Origin of the sequence: Azorhizobium sp. AG788 (assembly GCF_004364705.1) — a bacterium.
Taxonomy (GTDB): Bacteria; Pseudomonadota; Alphaproteobacteria; order Rhizobiales; family Xanthobacteraceae; genus Azorhizobium; species Azorhizobium caulinodans.
Genome location: NZ_SOBM01000003.1, coordinates 445,905 through 468,136 on the forward strand (window position 1 = coordinate 445,905; position 22,232 = coordinate 468,136).

The 22,232-nt window shown below is 66.0% G+C and carries 15 protein-coding genes and 1 pseudogene; 3 read left to right on the top strand and 13 right to left on the bottom strand.

Annotated elements, in window-relative coordinates:
* Positions 1 to 42: 42 nt before the first annotated feature.
* Positions 43 to 2,757 (bottom strand): magnesium-translocating P-type ATPase, encoded by a 2,715-nt coding sequence (mgtA, locus tag DFO45_RS09905; protein WP_133864705.1) that lies wholly within the window; start codon positions 2,755 to 2,757, stop codon positions 43 to 45.
* A gap of 271 nt (positions 2,758 to 3,028) precedes the next feature.
* A complete protein-coding gene (locus DFO45_RS09910) occupies positions 3,029 to 3,346 on the bottom strand; it encodes a hypothetical protein (protein ID WP_133864706.1) in 318 nt (105 codons plus the stop codon).
* 490 nt (positions 3,347 to 3,836) lie between these two features.
* On the opposite strand from DFO45_RS09910, the gene DFO45_RS25405 reads away from it, so the two are divergent.
* On the top strand, positions 3,837 to 3,968 hold the full coding sequence (locus DFO45_RS25405; RefSeq protein WP_280960280.1) for a hypothetical protein: 132 nt from the start codon (positions 3,837 to 3,839) through the stop codon (positions 3,966 to 3,968).
* A gap of 204 nt (positions 3,969 to 4,172) precedes the next feature.
* On the opposite strand, the gene DFO45_RS09915 is transcribed toward DFO45_RS25405, so the two are convergent.
* The 9 genes from DFO45_RS09915 to DFO45_RS09960 all read right to left on the bottom strand — a co-directional run bounded on the left by DFO45_RS09915 (position 4,173) and on the right by DFO45_RS09960 (position 17,796).
* The gene (locus tag DFO45_RS09915; RefSeq protein WP_133864707.1) at positions 4,173 to 6,773 is read right to left on the bottom strand and encodes a plasma-membrane proton-efflux P-type ATPase; all 2,601 of its coding nucleotides are present in this window, start codon (positions 6,771 to 6,773) and stop codon (positions 4,173 to 4,175) included.
* Positions 6,774 to 6,895: 122 nt separating this feature from the next.
* Positions 6,896 to 8,077: an acetate/propionate family kinase gene (locus DFO45_RS09920; protein ID WP_166657088.1), complete on the bottom strand. Its 1,182-nt coding sequence runs from the start codon at positions 8,075 to 8,077 to the stop codon at positions 6,896 to 6,898.
* A gap of 39 nt (positions 8,078 to 8,116) precedes the next feature.
* Positions 8,117 to 9,478, bottom strand: coding sequence for a bifunctional enoyl-CoA hydratase/phosphate acetyltransferase (locus tag DFO45_RS09925; RefSeq protein ID WP_133864709.1), 1,362 nt, complete (start codon positions 9,476 to 9,478; stop codon positions 8,117 to 8,119).
* 137 nt (positions 9,479 to 9,615) lie between these two features.
* On the bottom strand, positions 9,616 to 11,955 hold the full coding sequence (locus DFO45_RS09930) for a DUF3141 domain-containing protein (RefSeq protein ID WP_133864710.1): 2,340 nt from the start codon (positions 11,953 to 11,955) through the stop codon (positions 9,616 to 9,618).
* A gap of 915 nt (positions 11,956 to 12,870) precedes the next feature.
* Positions 12,871 to 13,761 (bottom strand): MurR/RpiR family transcriptional regulator, encoded by an 891-nt coding sequence (locus DFO45_RS09940; RefSeq protein ID WP_133864712.1) that lies wholly within the window; start codon positions 13,759 to 13,761, stop codon positions 12,871 to 12,873.
* 96 nt (positions 13,762 to 13,857) lie between these two features.
* The gene (locus DFO45_RS09945) at positions 13,858 to 14,832 is read right to left on the bottom strand and encodes an ABC transporter substrate-binding protein (protein WP_133864713.1); all 975 of its coding nucleotides are present in this window, start codon (positions 14,830 to 14,832) and stop codon (positions 13,858 to 13,860) included.
* A gap of 14 nt (positions 14,833 to 14,846) precedes the next feature.
* Positions 14,847 to 15,890: an iron ABC transporter permease gene (locus tag DFO45_RS09950; RefSeq protein WP_133864714.1), complete on the bottom strand. Its 1,044-nt coding sequence runs from the start codon at positions 15,888 to 15,890 to the stop codon at positions 14,847 to 14,849.
* Positions 15,890 to 16,942 carry an iron ABC transporter permease gene (locus tag DFO45_RS09955; RefSeq protein ID WP_208299771.1) on the bottom strand — a complete coding sequence of 351 codons (1,053 nt, stop codon included), beginning with the start codon at positions 16,940 to 16,942 and terminating at the stop codon, positions 15,890 to 15,892. Before DFO45_RS09955 ends, DFO45_RS09950 begins: the two co-directional genes overlap by 1 nt.
* Positions 16,939 to 17,796 carry an ABC transporter ATP-binding protein gene (locus DFO45_RS09960; RefSeq protein WP_133864715.1) on the bottom strand — a complete coding sequence of 286 codons (858 nt, stop codon included), beginning with the start codon at positions 17,794 to 17,796 and terminating at the stop codon, positions 16,939 to 16,941. The genes DFO45_RS09955 and DFO45_RS09960 overlap by 4 nt, the downstream gene beginning before the upstream one ends.
* A gap of 466 nt (positions 17,797 to 18,262) precedes the next feature.
* Between DFO45_RS09960 and DFO45_RS09965 the strand changes: the two genes are divergently transcribed.
* The gene (locus tag DFO45_RS09965; protein ID WP_133864716.1) at positions 18,263 to 20,452 is read left to right on the top strand and encodes a TonB-dependent siderophore receptor; all 2,190 of its coding nucleotides are present in this window, start codon (positions 18,263 to 18,265) and stop codon (positions 20,450 to 20,452) included.
* A gap of 9 nt (positions 20,453 to 20,461) precedes the next feature.
* Here DFO45_RS09965 and DFO45_RS09970 read toward each other — a convergent pair.
* Positions 20,462 to 20,740 (bottom strand): annotated as a pseudogene (locus DFO45_RS09970) (transposase); the annotation flags it as partial.
* Positions 20,741 to 20,814: 74 nt separating this feature from the next.
* Between DFO45_RS09970 and DFO45_RS25205 the strand changes: the two are divergent.
* Positions 20,815 to 20,991, top strand: coding sequence for a hypothetical protein (locus DFO45_RS25205; protein WP_245518013.1), 177 nt, complete (start codon positions 20,815 to 20,817; stop codon positions 20,989 to 20,991).
* A gap of 246 nt (positions 20,992 to 21,237) precedes the next feature.
* On the opposite strand, the gene DFO45_RS09980 is transcribed toward DFO45_RS25205, so the two are convergent.
* Complete coding sequence (locus DFO45_RS09980; RefSeq protein ID WP_133864717.1) at positions 21,238 to 22,215, bottom strand: hydroxyacid dehydrogenase; 978 nt, start codon at positions 22,213 to 22,215, stop codon at positions 21,238 to 21,240.
* Positions 22,216 to 22,232: the final 17 nt, after the last annotated feature.

A 22,232-nucleotide genomic window follows, 5' to 3' on the forward strand; every position in this document is an offset into this window, starting at 1 on the left:
GCGACATTCTCGCCCGCCGTTATGCCCTTTTCGCTCAGCCGGTCACAGCCACTGGTGAAAGCGGCGGATGTAGAACGTCTTCATGCCCTGGGCGAGAAGACAGTAGCTCAGCAGCGTTGCGGCCAGCCAGGGGAAATACTGCCAGGGCAACGGCTGCAGCCCAACCATGGCGCCGAGCGGCGAGAACGGAATGTAGATGCCAAGGGCGCAGACAAGCCCCGTCATGAGCATTACCGGCAACGCCGCACGGGTCTGGATGAACGGGATCTTCTGCGTGCGCAGCATGTGCACCACCAGCGTTTGAGACAGCAAGCCCTCGATGAACCAGCCCGACTGGAACAGCGACTGCTGCTCCGGCGTGTTGGCTGCAAAGACGAACCACATGAGCGCGAAGGTCGTGATGTCAAAAATCGACGACGTCGGTCCCATCCAGATCATGAAGCGCCCGATGTTCCTGGCGTCCCATTTGCGGGGCTTGCGGAGGAATTCCTCGTCCATCCGATCCCAAGGCAACGACAGCTGCGAGATATCGTACATCAGATTCTGAATCAGGAGATGGATCGCGAGCATCGGCAGGAAGGGAAGGAAGGCGCTCGCCACCAGCACCGAGAATACATTGCCGAAGTTCGAGCTGGCCGTCATGTTCAGATATTTGATGATATTTCCGAAGGTCTCACGCCCCCTGACGACGCCTTCCTCCAGGACCATGAGGCTTTTCTCGAGAAGGATGATATCAGCGGATTCCTTGGCGATGTCCGTGCCGCTGTCGACCGAGATGCCGACATCGGCGTCGCGCAATGCAGGCGCGTCGTTGATGCCGTCGCCCAGGAATCCCACCGTATGGCCGTTGGCCTGCAGCGCGGTCAGGACGCGCGATTTCTGCAACGGGGTCAGCTTCGCGAAGATCGTCCGCTGCTCGACCGCAAGGCGCAGCGCCGCGTCGTCGAGCTGCTCGATCTCCCGCCCCAGAAGCGGGAGACCGGGATCCAGCCCGACCTCGCGGCAGATCTTTGCGGTGACGACCTCATTGTCGCCGGTCAGCACCTTGACCGTCACGCCATGGGCGGCGAGGGCGGCGAGGGCCGGCCCGGCCGTCTCCTTCGGCGGATCGAGGAAGGTGAGGAAGCCCTGGACGACGAGATCCCTCTCATCGTCGATGGTGTAATGGGATTTGGATGCGCCGTCCGGAATCTCGCGCGTGGCGACGACAAGAACGCGAAAGCCGTCTGCGTTGTGGGCCCGGGCGAGGGCCAGCAGGCGATCGCGTTCGGGCTCTGCGAGAACCCGTGTCGTCTCGCCGTCCCGGACGCGTGTCGAGATCGCCAGCATCTCCTCGACGGAACCCTTGCAGATCAGCAGCTGGCGTCCCCACCGGTCCTCAAGGATGACCGACAGCCGCCGCCGAACGAAATCGAAGGGCAGTTCTTCGACCTTGCCGTAGGACATCACCGAGTGCAGGACTTCTGGCGCACGCTCGGCAAAATGGACGACGGCCTGGTCCATCAGATTCCTGACGCCGCTTTGGTGGTGGCTGTTCAGCCACGCGAAGCGAAGCACGTCGTCGTCCGGCTTGCCCTCGATGTCGACGTGGTGCTCCATGATGATTTTATCTTGTGTCAGCGTGCCGGTCTTGTCGGTGCACAGCACGTCCATCGCGCCGAAATTCTGGATGGCGTTGAGTCGCTTCACCACCACCTTGTGCCGCGCCATCGCGACGGCACCCTTGGCGAGGTTGGACGAGACGATCATCGGCAGCATTTCCGGCGTCAGACCGACTGCGACGGCCAGGGCGAAAAGAAACGCCTCCATCCAGTCGCCCTTGGTCAGGCCGTTGATCAGAAAGACGACGGGCGCCATCACCAGCATGAAGCGGATCAACAGCCAGCTGACGCTGTTGACGCCGCGGTCGAACGCCGTCTCCGCCCGCGATCCGACGATCGCCTTCGCGAGCGAACCGAAATAGGTGTGCGTACCGGTCGCCACGACGACGGCGGTGGCCGTTCCCGAGACCACGTTCGTGCCCATGAAGCAGATGCTCGGCAGATCGAGCAGCCCGCTCTGTTCGCCGGCGGCGGCCCCGGCTGATTTCTTGGCGACGGCGCCCAGCGTGTCGTACTTCTCGACGGGCAGCGCCTCGCCGGTCAACGCCGCCTGGCTGACGAACAGGTCTCGCGACTCGACGAGCCGGATGTCGGCCGGGATCATGTCGCCAGCCGACAGCCGAATGATGTCGCCCGTGACGATCTGCGCCATCGGGATCTCGCGGATTTCTGGCCCCGACGTGGGAGTCGCGCGGCGTATCACGGTCGCCGTGGTCCGCACCATCGCCTTCAGCGCATCGGCGGCCTTGCCGGACCGGTATTCCTGCCAGAAGCGAAGGATTGCACTCAGCATCACCATGGTGAGGATGATCGTCACCGTGGTGTAATCCGGATCTTCGCCCTTGCGGACCGGCAAGATGATGTCGGTCACCGAATTGATCGCGGCCAGCAGGATCAAAACCACGATGAAAGGGTTCTTGAACGTCAGCAGGAACTGGATGACCGCGGGCGGCCGCCGATCACGCGCCACCTCGTTCGGTCCGGACGCGGCCAGCCGTCGCTCTGCCTCGGCAAAGGTCAGGCCGTCGAGGCGTGCGTTCATATTGGCCAGCGTCATGTCGACGTCGTTCCGGGCCTCGACGACCGCCCGCATCGACAGCTTGCGGCTGTCCAGCCTCTCGGCCTTCAGCGAGGCGGGCTTCACGACAGTATTCATCTGCTCAGTCTCCTGTCGCGTATCATGGCTGCGATGCCGCCTCCGACCGGAAGACGGAAGCGCAGCCATGATGCGCTGGGGCGTCATGGAGGGTTTCCTGGAGGAAGGGGGGCCGCCTCGGCAGGCCATCGCTGCTGGGGCGGCGCTGCTGGAGCCCGGTCACGCAGCTTCAGCAACGGCTCGACGCCCGCGCCCGAACCGGAAGGCGGCGCAGGGGGCCGAGGCAGGCTTCAGCGGGACGATCGAGGTGGCCGCGAGGACCCGGCGAAGGTCATCTGAATGACCCCGTCCCGAGCGAAGGCTGAGTGGCAGCAAGGATCAGGCCTGCCCGTTCGATCAAGGGCCGACAGAGCCATTCGGCGATCTCGTCGCCGTCGGTGGTCCACCTGCATTCTATGCGCCCGGTGCCCGCATTGACGGACCACACGGCGTGCGGCCGCCGCCGCTCAGACGGCACGTTGGCGTGGACGGGCGAGAAAAAGGGTGCTGCGACCGCGACCGGGATTTGAGGCGTGTAGGCGCCCGCACAGAAAAGGCGAGCAAAGAGGCGCGCGAAGGTGCCGCGCGAAGCGAAGAAGACTCGGTTCATGTCTCACTCCTGGACGCGCCGCGCGGGCCGTCAGGGCGAGACCGATTTCTCAGACCCGACCGGATAGGCCGCGCGGCACATTTCTTCGACTACTGTCGCTGGACATTTCAAGGTTCCGATCTGGGCATCCGGAGCACAATGTCATCGAATGCATGCGTCACATACCAACCTGACCAGACATGGTCCACGCCGAAATCAGATTTGCTAATTATAAATAGAATATCAAGCATATACGAACGTATATCCTGATATGGCTCGCAGATGCGCAGCCCCCGTGATGGAGAGGAGTTAAGAGTGCAAAATTGACGAGAAAGAATCGGCTTTGTAATGGCTTAAGCGTTCTGGTGGCACGCCTCAAGCTTCACGGCTATCGAGCTTTTGCGCGATATTGACTCCGGAATAGCGCGCCCATTAGTAATTTTCGCGTGAGGTCCACGTAGAAATCGCGATCAGGCAGGTTGCGTGGGGCCTCCTTTCAGGAGGGATCATCATGAAGAAGTTCACGGCATCTCTGTTTGCTGCGGCTCTGCTCGTTTCCTCGCCGATTTTTGCCGTCAGTGCTCATGCGGGCTGCGGCCAGGGCAATTGTTGTGGGTGCGTACACCTCAAGGGCTGCTGCTGATAATCGCGTGCAGGAGCTGCGCATAGCGGCCTATGGCTCGCGACTGCGCATGCTAGCCCCCCGCGTACGCGATTGAAGAGCAGGGTAAGAGAGCAGGTCGGCCGCCTTTGCCCCGGCCTGCTCTCTCCATGACAAGCTGCTCAACATTGCTTTGAAGAAGTTATTGTTGGAAAACTCCGGTCTGCCGGCATGGGCGGGTGTGGCTCAATGCGGCATGGCCGGGCCGATCGAGCTGTCGATGATGCTGCGTTGCCGGTCGCGCCGGTCGACCATGTGGAAATAAAGCAGCTTCACCAGATCCATGATGAGCGTCCACACCAGGCAGTAGACCCAAACGACGCCGATCAGCAGCCACGGCAGCGCCGGCATGAACCAGCCGAACGCGCACATGAAGATGGCGAACACCTGTGTGCCCATCACCGCGCCCATCACCGGCAGGCTCGGATAGGGCGGCTTGAACAGCGTGCCCTGCACCCGCGAGACGAAGAACAGGAGGTGGCCGCCCGCTGCCAACTGAAGGAACAGCATGGTCTGCACATGCGCCTGGTCCATGGGCAGGATGGCGGCCAGTCCCGGGCTCTTCATCCAGAACATGCCGAGCATGACGATGCCGAAGCTCTGCACCAGAGCCATGATGCCCATGACAGTGGAGAAAGAGATGATCCGGTGCATGTTCCAGCGCACCGGCCGATCCTGAACCTTCACGTTGTCATAGGCGATCGTCATGATCGGGATGTCGTCCAGCAACGCCATGACGACGATCATGATCGCGGTAAGCGGCATGAAATTGTAGACGAGATAGGTCAGCACCACGACGAGCATGATGTTGAGCGTCATCGCGATGCGGTAATAAATGTAGCTGGTGATGCGCTCGAAGATGGCGCGCGCCTCCATGATCGCCGCTATGATGGTCGACAGGCCCGGCGCCGTAAGGATCAGCGCAGCCGCGCTGCGTGCCGCATCCGTGGCGCCCGATACCGCCACGCCGCAATCGGCCTGCTTCAGTGCCGGTGCGTCGTTGACGCCGTCGCCCGTCATGGCGACGATGTGGCCACCCTCCTGCAGCGCCTTCACGATCTCGAACTTGTGCGCCGGGAAGACGCGGCCGAAGCCATCCGCCACTTCCACCGCCCGGACCGCGTCGATGGCGATGTGCTCGGGATTGGCGTCTTCTCCAAACACTTCGCCGGCGACCAGCAAGTGGTCGCCGAGGCCGAGCTGGCGGGAAATCTCGCTGCCGATGGCCACATCGTCCCCGGTCACCATCTTCACGGCGATTCCGAGTTTCTGTGCATGTGCAATGGTCGCCGCAGCATCGGGGCGCGGCGGATCGAGCATCGGCAGCAGGCCGAGCAGGGTCCAGTGCGTGCCGTCGTCTGAGCGCGCCACGCCGAGCGCGCGCGTGCCATCCTGCGCCAACTTCGCGACCGCATCGAAATAGGCGTTTCCGCCATCGGGGTCGAGCCCGCACAGCGCCGCCATGACCTGCGGCGCCCCCTTGGCATAATGCACGGTCTTCCCGTCCGGTCCGGCCACGGCGGCAGCCGTCTTCTTGCTGACGGGGTCGAAGGGCGTGAAGTCGACCTGTCGATATTGGTCGAGCACCTTCGGGTCCTTGAGGCCCGCCAGCACCGCCTTGTCGATGGCATCGGCGCTCTGCTTCTGCGAGGCGAGAGCCGCGCCCAGGATCAGTTCGTCCGGTGCCGCCGCCCCCCAGGGGATCGGGGGCTGGAGCGTGAGCTGGTTCATGGTCAGCGTGCCGGTCTTGTCCGAGCACAGCACGTCGACACCGGCCAGTTCCTCGATCGCGGATAGGCGGGAGACGATGGCCTGCTGCTTCGACAGGGCCAGCGCACCCAGCGCCATGGTGACGGACATTACCGCCGGCGTCGCCACCGGCACCGAGGCGACCAGCAGGACGAGAACGAGCTGGACGATGGCGCCCGCATGGGCCCATTCCCAGTGCCCTTCGGCGACGATGTCGCGGTGGACCTGCGCGACGACGAGCAGCAGCGCCAGCGCTGCCGAGAGGATGATCAGGAAGTCACCCATCTGGACGACCGCCTTCTCCGCATGCGACTTGGCGCCGGCGGAGGCGACGAGCTTCGCAGTGCGGCCGAAGAAGGTGGCGTTGCCGGTCGCGGTGATGAGCGCGGTCATCGCGCCTTGACGCACGATGGAGCCGGAATAGCCGCTATCGCCGACCGACTTGGACACCGGCAGCGATTCGCCCGTCAGCGCGGCCTGATCGACGGAGAGATACTTGCCTTCGGTCAAGATCAGATCGGCCGGCAGCGTCTCGCCGCCGGAGATGCTCACCACATCGCCGGGCACCAGATCGCTGGTGTCGACCGTGATCCAGTTGCCATCCCGCAGCACGCGGGCCTTCAGCGCGAGGCCCTTCTTCAGCGCTGCAAGCGCACTTGCGGCCTTGCTGTCCTGCCAGAAGCCGACGACGGCATTGTAGAGCAACAGGCCCATCACGACGATAAAGTCGGGCCAGTCGAGCCGGATCAGCGAGAGCAGCGCCGCCGCTTCGATCATCCAGGGAATGGGACCCCAGAAATAGCCGAGCAGCTTGCTCCAGCGGCTCTCCTCATGCGCGGCGATGGTGTTGGGGCCGTATGTTTGATGCAGTCGGGCAGCGTCGGCGGAACTCAGTCCCTGCGGCGAGGAACTGAGTTCTGCGAATTTGGCGGCGATGGCATCGGCATCGAGCCGCGAAGATCCGCCGTCCGCGGGCTTCGCTTTTGCCGGTGGGGTGCGTCCCGAGATGGCGGGTGCGGCGGCAACGCTCTGTGACATGGCCAATCCCCCTGCACCGGTCTCGCCGCTCCGGCGGCGCACGCGGCGCGTCATCGTGAAGAGTGTCACCCGCCCTCGAATTGATTTGCGGCAATTCGCGCAGGCGGGCAGCGCGGCCTGGTTCAGGCGGTCTGCACCAGAGCCAGCGTGTGTTGCGCGATCATCAGCTCCTCATTCGTGGGGATGACGAAAACCCCCACACGGCTGTCGGCCGCCGAGATGCGCGGCCCGTTCGCGGTGTTGGCTGCCGGGTCGAGCTTCACGCCCAGCCACTCCAGCCGGGCGCACAGAGCGGCGCGCACGATGGGTGAGTTCTCTCCGATGCCCGCGGTGAAGACGAAGGCGTCGAGGCCGCCCAGCGCGGCCGCATAGGCGCCCGCGAATTTGGTCATGGCATAGACGAAGGCATCCACCGCCAGCACGGCTCCGGGATCCTTGCTGTCCTGGAGCAGGCGCATGTCGCCGCTGACGCCGGACAGGCCGAGCAGGCCGGATTTGCCGTACAGCAGCTTCTCGAGGCTTGCGGCGTCATGGCCCTGCGTCTTGAGAAGGTAAAAGAGGACGTCGGCAGGCACGTCACCGGAGCGCGTGGCCATCGGCAGGCCGGTGAGACCGGCGAAGGCCATGGAGGTCTCCATGCTGCGACCATCGAGCATGGCGCACATGGAGGCTCCGCCGCCGAGATGGGCGACGATCACCCGCCGTGCGTCCGGCGCGTATTGGGGAATCTGCCGGCTGATATAGTCGTACGAAATACCGTGATAGCCCCAATGGCGCACGCCGGTATCGCGCAGCTCGGCGGGCAAGGCATAGACCTGCGCCACCTCCGGCATGGAACGGTGGAACGATGTATCGAACATCGCCACCTGCGGCAGGCCGGGGAAGTCCTGCGACAGTTCGCGCGCACCCCGCACGTTATAGGCTTGGTGGGACGGCTCCATGGCGGAAAGCCCATCCAGATAGTCAAGCACCTCCGGGGTGATGCGCACCGGCTCCTCGAAGCGGGTGCCGCCCAGCACCACCCGGTGCCCGGCCGCCACCACCTTGATGTTGGCCTCGTGCTGCTCCAGCCATTGGATGATGAAGGACAGCGCCCGACCATGGCCGAGGTTTTGGCCTTCGCCCCATTCATGGGCGTCGATCGGTGTGCCGTCCGGCGCCTTGGCGATGAAGTGGGGATCGCTCGTCATGCTGTCCACCACGCCGCGGCAGAGCAGCGGCGGCACAGCGTCGGCGCCCGCCGCATAAGCCGCGAACTTGAGGCTTGTCGAGCCAGAATTCACCACCAGGACAGCATCGGTCATGAGCTTGTTCCTCATCGGGGGCAGGACGGGCCGCGGCGTTCAGTCTGCGGTTGCCGGCAGGATGGCCTCCGGCTCGCGGGCCAAAGCGTCGGCATAGAGAGCGGCGGTGGCGGCCGAGAACAGGCGCGCAGCGGCCGTGTCGGCGCGGCTGGTCAGCATCACCGGCACCCTGGCACCCACCACCAGGCCGGCGGTCTGCGCGTCCGCCATGAAGGAGAGGTTCTTGTAGACCATGTTGCCAGCCTCGATGTTAGGCGCCAGCAGCACATCCGCCGCGCCGGCCACCGGCGAGACGATGTGCTTTACGCGGGCCGCCTCGGCGTCCACGGCGGCGTCGAGATCGAGGGGGCCATCGACGATGCCGCCCACGATCTGGCGGCGATCGGCCATCTTGGCGAGGATGGCGCCGTCCAGCGTGGCCGTCATCTTGGTGCGGACCATCTCCACGGCGGCGAGCACCGCCACCTTCGGGACCGCCACGCCGAGCGCCCGGGCGAAACCGATGGCGTTCTGGCAGATGTCGCGCTTCTGGTCAGTGTCGGGCGCGATGTTGAGCGCCGCATCGGTCACCACCACCCGCCGCGCATAAGTGGGCATGGCGATGAGGGCGCAATGGCTCAGCAGCCGCCCCGTGCGCAGCCCCGCCTCCTTCTGCATCACCGCATGGAGCAGAACGTCGGTATGCAGGCTGCCTTTCATGAGTGCCTGCACCTCGCCGGCGCCGGCCGCTGCGGCGGCCCTCGCGGCCGAGTCCTCCTCGCCGCCGGTGGCGATGATGCGGCAACCGGAGAGGTCGAGCTTGCCGGTCTCGGCAAGGCTGCGGATGCCGCTTTCGGGTCCATACAGCACCGGTACGATCAGCCCGGCGGCTGCCGCATCGATGGCCCCTGCGAGGGCATCAAGGCTCAGAGGATGCACGACGGCGGTGGGCATGGGCTCGAGGGTCCGGCACTGGTCCAGCAGGCGGTCCAGGCGGTGCTCCGGAATCTCGACCCGCACGGATGCTTGGGGCGCCGCCACTTCGAGCACCCCGGTGGCGATCGCCACGCCATCGCGGTCGGCGAGCCGGGCGTCGAGGATCAGAACCTTGTCGGCGGCGCGGGCCTCGCGCACCGTGAGGCCGACGTTCAAGGGATGGTCGGCGGGCAGCGGCCCATGCACCGTCACTGCCGCCGACCGGATGATCGCACCCGGCCCGGGCAGGGCCGAGCCGGCCAGCGCGGCGAAAAGGGATGAGGCGATGCCCGTTGCCGCCTGTCCGGAACCGATGCCTGCGACCAAACCGGCATCGCCGAAGGCGGTTGCCCAGGCCCTGAGATCGCCGGGGGTGAGTGTGCGCGACACGGAGGCGGCGTCACCGGGACGGATGTCTTCGAACGCTCGGTTCGTGATGATCGGCATGGACGTGCCTCCTCGGGACGAACAGGACGCGCTGGCGGGCGGACGGCGGAGGCCGACCTCAATCAGGCGCGGGACTGGACAGCCGGTGGCGGGTGCGGGCGGTGGCGCCTCCGGAGAAGACGGTTCGGGCCTGCGTTTCAGGCGCTGGCGGGCGCGAGCTGAAGCGTCGAGGAGGCGGACCGGTGCGTGTCGGCCGGCAGCACCGGCGCGGGGGAGTGTGGCGCGGCAACGCCCAGCACCTCGGCCAGCTTCTCGATGTTCTGTTGCTCGCCGATGGTGAGCGTGCCGTTGGCCCCCGCCACTGCGGCAGCGTCGTTCAGGAGGCTCTGTCGCGCGGCGCTGTCGGGCACGAGGGTCGCGATGGCTTCGACCGCAGCCATGCGCTCGAGCAGCAGGATGTAGAACTGCCGGCGCACCAGGCTCTTGAAATCCGAGATGGAAAGCTGCGTCAGCCGCAGGCACGTTTCTTTCAGCGCCGTGGCACAGCGTTCGTCCAACTGCCGGTCGGCGGCGATGACGAACAGGACGGACCGCACCAGGGCTTCGTTGAACCCGCCCTCGTCCACGCGGTCGCGGAACTCGGCCATCTTCTGCGTGAGGAAGGCGCGCTTCTGCGGGCTGGTCGGCGGCAGCTCGCGCACCTTCTCGTCAAGGTTCAAGCCCAGCATGCCCTGAAGCACCGGCGAGCCGTAAATGCCGAAGAAGGCCTGCTCGACAGCGCGGTCGCGCAAGTCCCGGAAAGCATCCAGCCCGGCACTGATCTGGTCGGACCACAGCTTCTGGACGGCGAGAAAGGGATTGTCCGGCGGCACCGGCTTGCGCGCCACCGTCACCTCGGCCGCGGCCTTGGCAACCGGCTTCATGAACGGGTTCGAGTCCGCAAATAGGCTGTAGCTGAGGCGCAGCGGATTGGTGGCGAACAGCAGTTCGGCCATGTGCGGATTGGCCAGCGCCCGCACCGCCGGCTGGAGGAAGGTGCGATAAAGGGACAGGTTGATCTCCGAGACCCGCCGCACCGCCGCGAAGGCCCGGTCGTCTTCCACGCTGTTGCGGCCGAAGGCACGGATGTCCTCAAGGCTGCGCGCCTCGAAGCGGCTGTGCCAGGGATGGCCGCCAGCCTTCACCTCCTCTTCGGAGGCAGGCGAGATGACAAGTTCATAGAGGCCCGGAGGCAGGCAGTCGATGAGGTCCATCAGCCGGACCATTTCCTCGTCCTCCTTCGCCCCCACCTTGGCAGACACGAAGATGGCGAGATGGCCGACCGTCTGGTTCAGGCAATAAACGATGGTGCGCCCCTCGGCGTGGATGGCGTCCACGTCCTTGTAGAGGTCGAGGATCCAGCCCAGCGTCTGGGGCGGCGGGCTGATATTGTCGCCGAGGGACGTGAACACGATCAGCGGCGAGGCGATGTTGCGCAGGTCGAACACCGTGCCGTCGCTGGAGCGCATCTCGTTGCGCGTGAGTCTGTCGCCGATGAACAGTTCGTCCACCAGGAACTGGATCTCGTCGCCGTTGAGGGTGATGAAGTCGCCCCACCACTTTTCGAAGCCCAGATAGCGCTGTGCCTCGGTATCGACCGCCGCATAGAGATCGTATTGCTTGCCCCACAGCCAGTTGGCCGGGTTGAGGCTGTCGAAGTTGAGGATCAGCCAGGTGCCGTCGAACTTGCCGCGTCCAAGATCGCTCACCAGCGCGGTGAGCCACGAACCGCCCAGCAGGCCGCCGGAATAGCGCATGGGGTTCTTGCCGTGGACGCCCTGCCAATAGGACATGGGCGAGCCGGCCACCATGCAGGGGCCGAACAGGTCGGGCCGCAGCATGGCCACCATGAGTGTCTGGTAGCCGGCCTGACAGTTGCCGATGGCAAACGGCCTGGGGGCATCGGGGTGCATGGCCACGATGCGCTCGAAGAAGGAGACCTGCCCCTCCACCACGTCGAGGAAGGTCTGGCCGGGCTCCGGCTGGGCCGCGAAACCGATGAAATAGACGGGATGGCCGTTGGCCAGCGCCTCGCCGATTTCGCTCTGGGTCTTGAACCCGCCAATGCCCGGCCCCTGGCCGGCGCGGGGATCCACCACGACCACCGGACGCTTGTCGGGATCCACCTTCACGCCGGGCGGCGGCACGATGCGGGACAGGAAATAGTTGATGGGCCGCGGCAGCGCCCGCCCGCTCACCAGCACGTCATGATCGAAGGAGAGCACCGTCGCCATGGGGCGCGAGGTGATGTCCTGCTGCTCATTGCCGCGCCGGCGCATCAGGTCGATGAACAGGACCGAGCGCTGCGCGGCGTCCAGGAGATAGTCCCCGAGCGGCCCCGCGGGCAGCGTCCCGATCCCCGGCGGCAGCAGCGCCGTGCCGGTGAAAGCACGGCGCCATGCCTCGGCGAAGACGCCGCTCCACGGTGCGGCCTGATGTCCTGGCAGGCCCCACGTTCCGGCCTGGAGCGGAGCAGGTGTTGCGGATTCGCCGGCCATGGGAAACTCCCGGATGTTTGCAGGCCATCACGGACGCATCGGCGCTACGCCAATCCAACACAGCGACCCGATTTACTCCACGTCTCACGTGCCAGACTGCAGTCGCTCCAGATTTCCTAGTCGGGGTGCCGTGCTACTGCCTTGCTCCAGATCAAGGAGAAGTGCTGCATGCGTTCTGCGTCAATTATTGAACGTAGCTTCGCTGATCTCGGCCTTGCGCTAACCTTGCGGAATTGGCGTTCCATCCTTCAGCCAGCTTTCGGGATGAAGGCCACCTGCGCTTTCGTCACATTCGACTTTTTCATGCCGTAAAAATCACTCTCTGCCCAAGCTATTGAACTGGAGTTTTCCATCGGTAGCCGGTCTGGAAACACCGGAACCAGCTCAGATACCTGTGCCTCACCTGGTGGGACATCTCCGACACCATGACCGTCGAGAAGGAGACGACGAAAGTGCGCTGTGGCCGTCATGGCATTGGACGAAGATGTGCTTCCCGATCCTGTGAGGCTCAGTGAAGTGGGAGATTTGGTGGATCTTGAAGCCGTACAGGAAACGGAGCGCCATTTGCTTTACGTCGCCGCCACGCGCGCCCGCGATCAGCTGATGCTCTCCGGTGTGTCGCCAGGATCCGAACTTCGCGATGACGTGCGAGGGGCAACTGGCTAAAACACTGCATCCCGATCGCGATCTGTAATGTGGTTTGGAAGTGACGCTGGCCATAAGCCGCCAACTTCCGCTGCGCCCGCATACCTCCCGGCTCTTTTGGCGCCTGCACATTTTCAGCATGGCTGCCGCATCGGCACCAACGAACAAGCGCATTTCATATCGCTGACAATTGTTATCGTGGCGATAGACACCTCTTCACACAGCCAACTCATCATGAGCCGCAAGCCTGGGCCGGATACCCGGCCGGGGTCACCCCCGCGGCGGCTTGCGGATATCCTCATAGAGCGTGTGCAGACGCTCCAGCGACTGCGTGGAGCGCTCGGGCTCCACGGCGGCAAGGCCGATCACCAGCATCTCCAGCGCCATCAGCACGAGCCCGTGCAGGGGCACCAGCTCGGAGCGGCCGCGCGGCACGCGGATGATCACGTCCGCCTGCTTGCCGAAGGCCGGCGCGGCGGCCCCCGTCAGCAGGATCATGCGCACGCCGAGGCGCCGCGCCTCTTCCAGCGCCGCCGTACCCTCCCGGTGGGCGCTCGACTGACCCATCATGATGAGCACGTCCCCCCGGCGCATGGCGAGGAGTTGCTCGCCAAGGCCGATGCCGGTGCGGTTCAGTGCATAAGCATGGCGGCCGTTGCGGATCAGCAGACGCGCGGCGTAATCGGCGAGAATGGCCGAGGCGCCGATGCCGAACAGTCCGATGCCCTGCGCCCCGCGCAGCAGTTCGACGGCGGCTGCCATGGCCGCCCGGTTCTCGGGCGCGGTGATCTTCTCGATGCCCGCGAGATGCCCGTCCCGCACGAAGTCGATGGAGGTATCGACGCTACGCTGAAGCTGCTCCGTGGTGGAGGACATCTTGTCCACCGAAGGGATCACCCCGCCCAGATGGGCGGAGAGCGTGCGCTTCAGTTCCCGCAGGCCAGAAAATCCCAGCGCCTGAATGGCACGTATGACGGTCGCGTCCGACGTCCCGGTTTCAGCCGCAATGTCCAAGGCGGACTTGCTGAGGACGAGGCGGCGGTTCTCATCGATATAGTCGGCTACCGCTTTGAGGCTGGGCGAGAGGGAGGCCCCCCGCGTGCGCAGGCGCTCCCCGAGGCGGTCCACCTTCACCTTGCGATTTCCCGACGGCGTCGACATGCGCCCCTTCTGCTCCTGCCCCGGAGGGCTGTTCAGGCGCTCGGCCGCCGGCGCGCCTCGCGGTTATGCTGGCACAGGCACCTGCCGCCTCCAACTTCAGCGCCAGGCTGGCCGCAGTCGCAGGGCCTGCGCCTGCACCACCGGCACCAGAAGGCTGAGCGCCGCATAGGTGTTGGAGATGGTCTCATCCCGCGGCAACAACAGGAAGCGCCCGCCCCGGCAGGCCTGGAGCACGTCGCAGAAGCCGGGGAAGACGGTCTCCATCGCCGCCCACTCCTCCGCCGGGCCGCCGCCGCGATCGGAGCGGAAGGTATCGAAGACGAGATCGGCATCGAGATCCGGTAGGCGCTCGGCGCTCACGTCGAGACGCCCGCCCTCCGGTATGGAATTGAGGAGCGCCGGAAAGCGGAAGCCGGCATCCCGCAGCACGCGCCCCAGCGCCCGGTCGGTGTGGAAGACGGTGATCTTGCCCTGGTTCGCCTGAAGCGTCGCCACCGTAACCTTGCCGGTATCAACCACCGCCCGAAGCTGGGCGATCTGGGCCCGGTAGCGGGCTTCGAGCTGCGCCAGCCGGGGCTTGGTGCCGGTCAGTTCGGCGAGCTTGCCATAGAGCCCCTCGGGTCCGCCCTTGAGATGATCGAGGCTCACCGTGGGGGCGATCCGCTCCAGCTGCGCCACCGGCGTGTCGCGGGTGCTCAGCGTGATGATGAGATCGGGCTTGGCGGCCGCCACCGCCTCAAGGTCGATGGCATTGGCGCCGATGAAGGCGATGCCACCGCTGTCGAAGTCCACCCCAGTCAGAAGCTTGCCCGCCCGCAGGAAGCGGCTGCCGTCGGGCGCGACGCGGCCGTGGCTCGCCACCGGGGGCGCCCCGAGTTCGATCAGCGGCAATGTGATGTCGAGGTCGTGCAGCGACACGATCCGCAAGGGGTGTATGGGCACCTGCACCGTGCGCCCGAGGTCATCGCTGAAGGCCCGCGTCTGGGCGCCCGCACCGGCGATGGCGCCGGTCAGCATCAGCGCCGCCAGAACACAGGGCGCCAGGGCACGGCGGAGAAAGATCGCAAGCATCGGGCACACATCCTTCAGAGCCGGTCTCGGCGCAGCCAGAGCATGAAGAGGAAGACGGGCACGCCGCACACCGCCATGACGATGCCGGCGGGGATCTGGAGCGGCGCGAAGGCGAGCCGCCCGAGCGTGTCAGCGGCCAGCACCATGAGCGCGCCCACGAGCGCGCTTCCGGCCAGCAGCCCCGCCTGCCCGCCGCCGAGCAAGAGGCGGGCCGCATGGGGCGCCATCAGGCCGACAAAGCCGAGGTTGCCGACGGCGGAGACGGCGGCGGCAGTCATCAGGACCGCGGCGGCCAGCCGCACGGCGTCGAGCATCCCCGGCCGAACCCCGAGCCCGATGGCCGCCCCGCGCCCCAGCAGCAAAGCGTCGGCGCCACGGGCGGTGGCCGCGAGCACCGCAAGGCCGCCCCCACCCCAAAGGGCCGCGCCAGGCAGCGTCGGCCAGGCGGCACCGTGCAGGCTGCCGGCAAGCCAGACCAACGCCGTCTCCACGTCGTTCACGTCCGCAGTGGTGAGAAAGACCAGAAGCCCCGCCGAGAGCAGCCAGGACATGCCGATGCCGAGCAGAATGAAGCGCAGCCCGGAGAGATCGCGCGCCAGGGCACAGACGATCAAAGCCGTGACAAGCCCTCCCGCGAGGCCCGCCAGCGGCCGCAAGGCGGGATCAACGTGGGGCGCGAGGAACAGCACCGCCAGGACACCGATGCTCGCCCCCTCCTTGACGCCGATCAGGCCGGGATCGGCAAGTCCGTTGCGCGTCAGGGACTGCATGGTGGCGCCCGCCAGCCCCAGCATGCCGCCCGCCAGCAGCGCCAACAGCACACGCGGCAGGCGGACATCGGCGACGATGTGCAGGGCCGCCTTGGGGGCGTCCTGCCCCAGCAGCACGGCGATCACCTCTCTGGTGGGCAGAACGAGGCTGCCCCGCGCCAGAGCGAAGGCCGCCGTGGCCAGCAGGAGCAGCAGAAGCCCGAGGCCGACGCCCACCGCGCGCGGCCGCACCCGCACCGCCAGCGGCCCGAGCCGGACATGCCGATAGCCGGCGGCGAGCCCGGCCATCACCGGCTCCGCGCCGCAAGCAGGAGAAACACCGGCACGCCGATCAGCGCGGTGACGACGCCGGTGGCGAATTCGCGCGGCGCCGCCAGCGCCCGCGCAGCCAGGTCGGCGGCCAGAAGCAGGCTCGCCCCAAGCATCGCGCACAGCGGCAGCAGCAGGCGGTGATCGCGCGAGAACAGGGTGCGCGCCACGTGCGGGACGAGGAGACCGACGAAGCCCACGGGACCGGCCAGCGAAACCGCCGCCCCGCAGAGCACGCCGGCCGTCACCAGCGCCACCCCGCGCGTGCGGGTGAGGTTCACCCCGAGCCCACGCGCCACGTCGTCGCCGAGCCCAAGCACGTTCAGCCGTCCGGACAAAGCGAAGGCGAGGCCGAGACCGGCCGCGAACCAGGGCAGTACGCCCCAGACTGCGGTGCGCGACACGCCGGAGAGATCGCCCGCCAGCCAGAGCCGGAGCGTCGCCAGCGTCTGATCGTCGAGGATCAGCTGGGCCGAGGTGAGCGCCGCCGCAAAGCCGGACAGGGCCACCCCGCACAGGGTCATCTTGAGCGGCGTCGCACCGAGGCGCCCAGCCGCGCCGATCGCCATGACCGCGGCGAACATGACCCCCGCCCCCAGCGCCGCCACCAGCGGACGGGCGGCGAGCAGCGTCGCCGGCGCCGGCACGGGCACACCGGCGCGCCCCAGCCAGGGGCCGAGCGTGAGGGTGGTGACGACCGCAAACGTCGCCCCGGCATTAAGCCCGAGCACGTGCGGTTCGCCCAAAGGATTGCGGGTCACGGCCTGCAACAGCGCGCCGCACACGCCGAGGGCCGCTCCCACCATGAGGCCGGCGCACAGGCGCGGCAGGCGCAGATCCCGCACCACCCTGTGGTCGAAGCTTGCCGGATCGAATGCAAGGAACGCCTCAAGCACCACACGCGGCGCGATGGGCCGCGCGCCGAAGCCGAGATGCAACAGCGACACCACAAACAGCAAGGCGACGACGCCCGCCAGACCGGCGAGCCGCAGTGGTTTCGCCAGCCGGGGCGCGGAAAGCACCAGCGTCACGGGGCGCCTCCCACCGTAGAGGGCAGCGGCAGAAACACCGGCGCGCCGGTGATCGGGTGCGAGACACGCGTGACGGCAAGACCATAGACCTCGCGCACGGTCTCGCTGGTGAGCGGCTCCCCCTCCTGCGCTACCGCATGGATGCGGCCTTCCTTTAGGCAGACCACGCAATCGGCATAAGCGAGCGCCAGATTGAGGTCGTGCAGGACCGCGACGACCGTACGTCCATGCGCATGGGCGAGCGTGCGCAACAGCTCGAGCACCTCCACCTGATAACGCAGATCGAGGAAGGTGGTGGGCTCGTCGAGCAGGATCACCGGCGTTTCCTGCGCCATGGTCATGGCGATCCAGCAGCGCTGGCGCTGGCCGCCCGAGAGACGATCGACCGGCACATCGGCGAAATCCAGCGTGCCGGTGAGGCGCATCGCCCGCACGACCGCCTGCTCGTCAGATTCGCTCCAGCGCTTCAGTGCCCCCTGATGGGGATAGCGCCCGCGCGAGACCAGCTCGTAAGCCGTCAGGCTTTCCGGCACGACAGGGCTCTGGGGCAGGATGCCCAGCGCGCGGGCGAGGGCGCGCGTCGGCATGTGATGTACGCTGCGGCCGTCGAGCAGGACCGTGCCGGCGCGCGGGGCCAGCAGGCGGGCCATGGCGCCGAGCAAGGTGGACTTGCCCGAACCGTTGGGGCCGATGAGAGCCGTGAGGCGGCCTGAGGGGACCGACAGCGAGACGCCGTCGATCACCAGCCGGCGGCCATAGGCGACCTGAAGGCATCGGGTGCGCAGGCCATCATCGCCCGGCTCCCCCTCCGCCCCCGCCGCACCCACCGCCGTTTCCACGCCCACACTCCTCATGCCCGCGGCGCCGCCGCTCCCGGCCTTCCGCGCGCTGCGGCGGCGGATCGGCCGCAACGGCCAATCGCTCAAGCGGCATCACGCTCAAGCTGTCCGGTAGCCGATTGTAGTAGTCAATTGCAGCGGGGACTTCACCCTGAAAACAGGGCCCGGACGGGACAATCGTGATGCAAAAATGCACCGGCGCGGCATGGGATACCGAAGTCTTTTTCGATTTATTCCAAACAAAAAGTCCGGAGCTAACCGCGCCAAGAACAGTGCTTTTGGGCGCGCGTGGCGTAGAAATGCGTCCAGCGCGCCGCGGGTAGCGTCGCGCCCGACGCCAAAGCGGCAAGCATGTTGGATTGTTTCCAGATTTTACTACTACATCCGCGTTTGAAAGACCTGCCTCTCACGGGGTGCGTTCCGTCGCTTCCGCGCGGCCTTGCCGCCGTGAGCAGCGGGACGCGAGTTTGAGGCATTGGCAATGATCCGTTCCGCGACTGCACGCGGCCTGCTGCGACAGGCTTCCCTTCCCGCCTTCCTTCTGGCTCAGGCGGCGCTTGCGAGCAGTGTCCATGCGCAAACGTCGGGTGGTCCGGCTCCCTCCGCGTCCACACAGACCATCGTCAATGGCGACACGGAAATCCTGCTGACCACGCTGACCGTGCAGGCCGAGGATCAGGGCGGGCAGACGCACGGCTACCAGCCGCTCTCCAGTTCCAGCGCCACGCTGACGGAGATGCCGATCCTCGACATTCCGCAGGCGGTGAATGTCGTCACCAATGAGGTGATCGTCGATCAGGCTGCCCATTCGCTGGACGACGTGCTCGCCAATGTGAGCAACGTCACCATCGCCAACACGCTGGGTGCCACGCAGGATGCCGTCACCCGGCGGGGCTTCGGCGACAATCGCGACGGCTCCATCCTCACCAACGGCATGCGCACGGTGCTGCCGCGCAGCTTCAATCTGACCACGGACCGGGTGGAGGTGTTGAAGGGGCCCGCTTCCACGCTCTATGGCATTCAGGAGCCCGGCGGCGTGATCAATCTCATCACCAAGACGCCGCAACAGACCTTCGGCGGTTCGCTGTCCGCCACCGCCTCGAGCTTCGGCGGCGGCTATACGGATCTCGACATCACCGGCCCCATCGCCGGCACCAACCTCGCTTACCGTTTCATGGCGGAATATCAGGATGAGGACTACTGGCGCAGCTATGGCACCACGCGCCAGACCATTCTCGCCCCTTCCCTTGCCTGGTATGGCGACAAGACCACCGTCACCCTGGCCTATACCCACCGCGACTATACAGTGCCCTTCGACCGCGGCACCATCTTCAACCTGACCACGGGCCAGGCGGTGAACGTCCCCCGCCGCACGCGGTTCGACGAACCCTACAACATCACCCAGGGCGCCTCGGACCTGTTCCAGGCCAATGCCGTTCACCAGCTCAACGACAGCTGGAAGCTGAAGCTCAACTACAGCTACAGCCGCGACGTCTATTCGGACAATCAGGCCCGTGTGGTCTCCTACAATGCCTCGACCGGCGCACTGACCCGCCGGTCGGATGCGACACAGGATTCCACCCAATATGACCATAACCTGCGGGCGGATCTGTCGGGCACGGTGAACCTCGCCGGCTTCAAGAACGAGGTGCTGTTCGGCGCGTCCTACAATTATTACGACGTGCTGCGCACCGACATGATGCGCTGCGCCAACAGGACCGGCTTCAACATCTACAATCCGGTCTATGGCCAGCTCGCCTCCTGCACCACGGTCTCGGCGGCCGACAGCGACCAGAGCGCCCAGCAGAGCGTCTATAATGCCTATGCGCAGGATGCCTTCTATCTGACCGACCAGTGGATCCTCGTCGCCGGTGCCAGCCTGCAATATTACGAGCAGACCGCCGGCAAGGGCCGTCCCTTCAATCTGAACACCAGCGCCGACGGCGGTGAGTTCATGCCCCGCGCCGGCCTCGTCTATAAGGCCACCGATTGGCTGTCCTTCTATGTGAACTACGCCACCGGCTTCGTGCCACAGGTGTCCATCGCCAGCTACATCGGCACGCTGCCGCCCGAGACCAGCGTCTCCTACGAAGGCGGTCTCAAGTTCGAGATCATGAAGGGGCTGACGGGCACGGCGGCGGTGTTCGACATCGAGAAGAAAAACGTTCTCTATTCGGAACTGGTCGATGGCGAGAGCGTCGCGCGCACCGCCGGCAAGGTGCGCTCGCGGGGCTTCGAGTTCGATGTGGCGGGTGCATTGACCGATCGGATCAACATCATCGCCAGCTACGGCTATGCCGACGTGACGGTGCTGCAGGATCCCCAATATGCCGGCAACACCCTCGCCAATTCGGCAGCCACCACCTATTCGCTCTTCGCCACCTATGACTTCGGCCGGATATGGGGCGACAACAGCCTGAAGGTGGGCGGCGGCCTCAATGGCCGCAGCCGGGCGGCGGGCGATGCCGCCAACAGCTTCTGGCTGCCCGGCTATACTGTGTTCGATGCCTTTGCCGCTTATACCATCGGCAGCGCCAAGCCTATTACCGTCCAGCTCAATGTGAAAAACCTCTTTAATACCACCTATTACACGTCCACCCAGGGCAGCAATCTCGGTGTGGCAGTGGGTGACCCCCTCCAGGCACTGCTCTCGGCCCGCCTTGCCTTCTAGAGTTGAGCCTCATAACCAGTAGCTGACTGTCGCGGCGATGCAGACGGCCGCGAGGAAGTTGACGGCGTTGCGGTCGTATCGGGTGGCGACGCGCGGAAAGTCCTTGAGGCGGCAGAACATGCGCTCTATGGCGTTTCGGTCGCGGTAGAGCACGGGTGAGAAACAGTTCTTCCAGCGCCGGTTGGCCTTTGGTGGGATGTTGGGCATTGTCCCGTTCTCCTCGACCTGCCTGCGGATGGCGTCGCTGTCGTAGCCTTTGTCGCCATGGAGGATGCGGGCGGCGGGCATCGGAAGCGGTGAATCACAATGAGCCGGGAGGGCCAACCATTTTATGGGTCCCAACCCTAGAGCGAGACGGGCTGGTGATCCGCCACGATTTTGAAGAGACCGTTCCGCACGTCGAATATGCGCTGTCCGAGACGGGCTTGGAGTTGCTCGTCCGAATGGTGCCTCTGTGGACGTGGATCGTCGAGAACGCGGATAGCTTCCGCGCGGCGCGCGCGGCGTTCGACCGAACGCACGGAACCGACAAGACGTGAGCAAGCAGAAGCGAGGCAGAAGACGTGTCGAAACGCGGTCAGTTTGGGAGCGAGAGCCGGTCGGCACGTGTTGGCTCCCGTCCTTCTCACCCGCACCGAACTGCTGCATCTCCTCAATCCAGGCCCTTTCGATCACTTGCCACTCAGGCGGCAGAAGGGGGCTGGCCTTGCGATTGAAGAGGAGCGCTTGACCGCGCGCCCCCTTCCGATCAGCCCCCGAGACGGCAACCCGAGGGATGACGTCGTTCAGGCCTTTAGCTTGGGCTTGACGTAGAAGTGGGGGGAGATGGTCTGCCCCGTCAGGAGGGCCGCCACATTGGTGGCCGTCATGGTGGAGACCTGCCGGCGCGCATCCTCGGTCACGCCGCCGATGTGGGGCGAGAGGATCACATTGGGCAGCGACCACAGGGGATGGGTCGGCGAGGGCGGCTCGTGGGCGAAGCTGTCGAGGCCGGCACCCGCAAGCGGGCCGTTCTTGAGCGCGGCCACAAGAGCCTCCTCGTCCACCACCTCGCCGCGTGCGGTGTTGATGAGCAGGCTGCCCGGCTTCATGAGGCCGAGCGCGCGGGCGTTGATGAGCCCTTCCGTCTGCGGCGTCAGCGGGCAGTGCAGGCTGATGACATCGCAGCGCGCCAGCATGTCGTCGAGATCAGTGATGCGCTCCACATGCGGCCCGAAAGCCTCCGGCGCCGCGAAGGGATCGTAGCCGAACACGGTCATGCCGAGCGGCTGCACCATGGCGGCGAAGCTGCGGCCGATCATGCCGAGGCCCACGAGGCCGAGCGTGCGGCCGCGCAGCTCGAAGCCCTTGTAGACCCGCTTTTCCCAGCCGCCACCGCGCACGAAGGCGTCCTGCGTGCGGATATCCTTGGCGAGCGCCAGCAGGAGCGCCAGAGCGTGCTCGGCAACGGAATGGGCATTGGCGCCCACCGCCGCGATCACCGGCAGGCCGAGGGCGGCGGCCGCTTCCACGTCGATGTCATTGGTGCCGGCGCCATGCTTGGCGATCAGCTTCAGGCGCGGCGAGGCGCGCATCACGTCGGCGTCGATCTTCTCGACCACGCGCACCACGATGGCGTCGGGCTGCTCGCTCGCCAGCAGGGCGATGAGGTCGGCGCGGGCCGGATAGGGGGCGGTGGAAACCACACGCCCCCCGGCCTTGACGATGAGCGCCTCGCCCTCGGGCGCCAGCGGGCCGCCCACGGATACAACGGTGAAACTCATGGAACCCTCAGGGGTGG

Coding starts and splice junctions, on each gene's coding strand:
- DFO45_RS09915 (WP_133864707.1), bottom strand. CDS start 6,773: ATGTCACAGAGCGTTGCCGCCGCACCCGCCATCTCGGGACGCACCCCA.
- mgtA (WP_133864705.1), bottom strand. CDS start 2,757: ATGAATACTGTCGTGAAGCCCGCCTCGCTGAAGGCCGAGAGGCTGGAC.
- DFO45_RS09960 (WP_133864715.1), bottom strand. CDS start 17,796: ATGAGGAGTGTGGGCGTGGAAACGGCGGTGGGTGCGGCGGGGGCGGAG.
- DFO45_RS09945 (WP_133864713.1), bottom strand. CDS start 14,832: ATGCTTGCGATCTTTCTCCGCCGTGCCCTGGCGCCCTGTGTTCTGGCG.
- DFO45_RS09980 (WP_133864717.1), bottom strand. CDS start 22,215: ATGAGTTTCACCGTTGTATCCGTGGGCGGCCCGCTGGCGCCCGAGGGC.
- DFO45_RS09920 (WP_166657088.1), bottom strand. CDS start 8,077: ATGACCGATGCTGTCCTGGTGGTGAATTCTGGCTCGACAAGCCTCAAG.
- DFO45_RS09950 (WP_133864714.1), bottom strand. CDS start 15,890: ATGGCCGGGCTCGCCGCCGGCTATCGGCATGTCCGGCTCGGGCCGCTG.
- DFO45_RS09965 (WP_133864716.1), top strand. CDS start 18,263: ATGATCCGTTCCGCGACTGCACGCGGCCTGCTGCGACAGGCTTCCCTT.
- DFO45_RS09925 (WP_133864709.1), bottom strand. CDS start 9,478: ATGCCGATCATCACGAACCGAGCGTTCGAAGACATCCGTCCCGGTGAC.
- DFO45_RS09940 (WP_133864712.1), bottom strand. CDS start 13,761: ATGTCGACGCCGTCGGGAAATCGCAAGGTGAAGGTGGACCGCCTCGGG.
- DFO45_RS25405 (WP_280960280.1), top strand. CDS start 3,837: ATGAAGAAGTTCACGGCATCTCTGTTTGCTGCGGCTCTGCTCGTTTCC.
- DFO45_RS09930 (WP_133864710.1), bottom strand. CDS start 11,955: ATGGCCGGCGAATCCGCAACACCTGCTCCGCTCCAGGCCGGAACGTGG.
- DFO45_RS09910 (WP_133864706.1), bottom strand. CDS start 3,346: ATGAACCGAGTCTTCTTCGCTTCGCGCGGCACCTTCGCGCGCCTCTTT.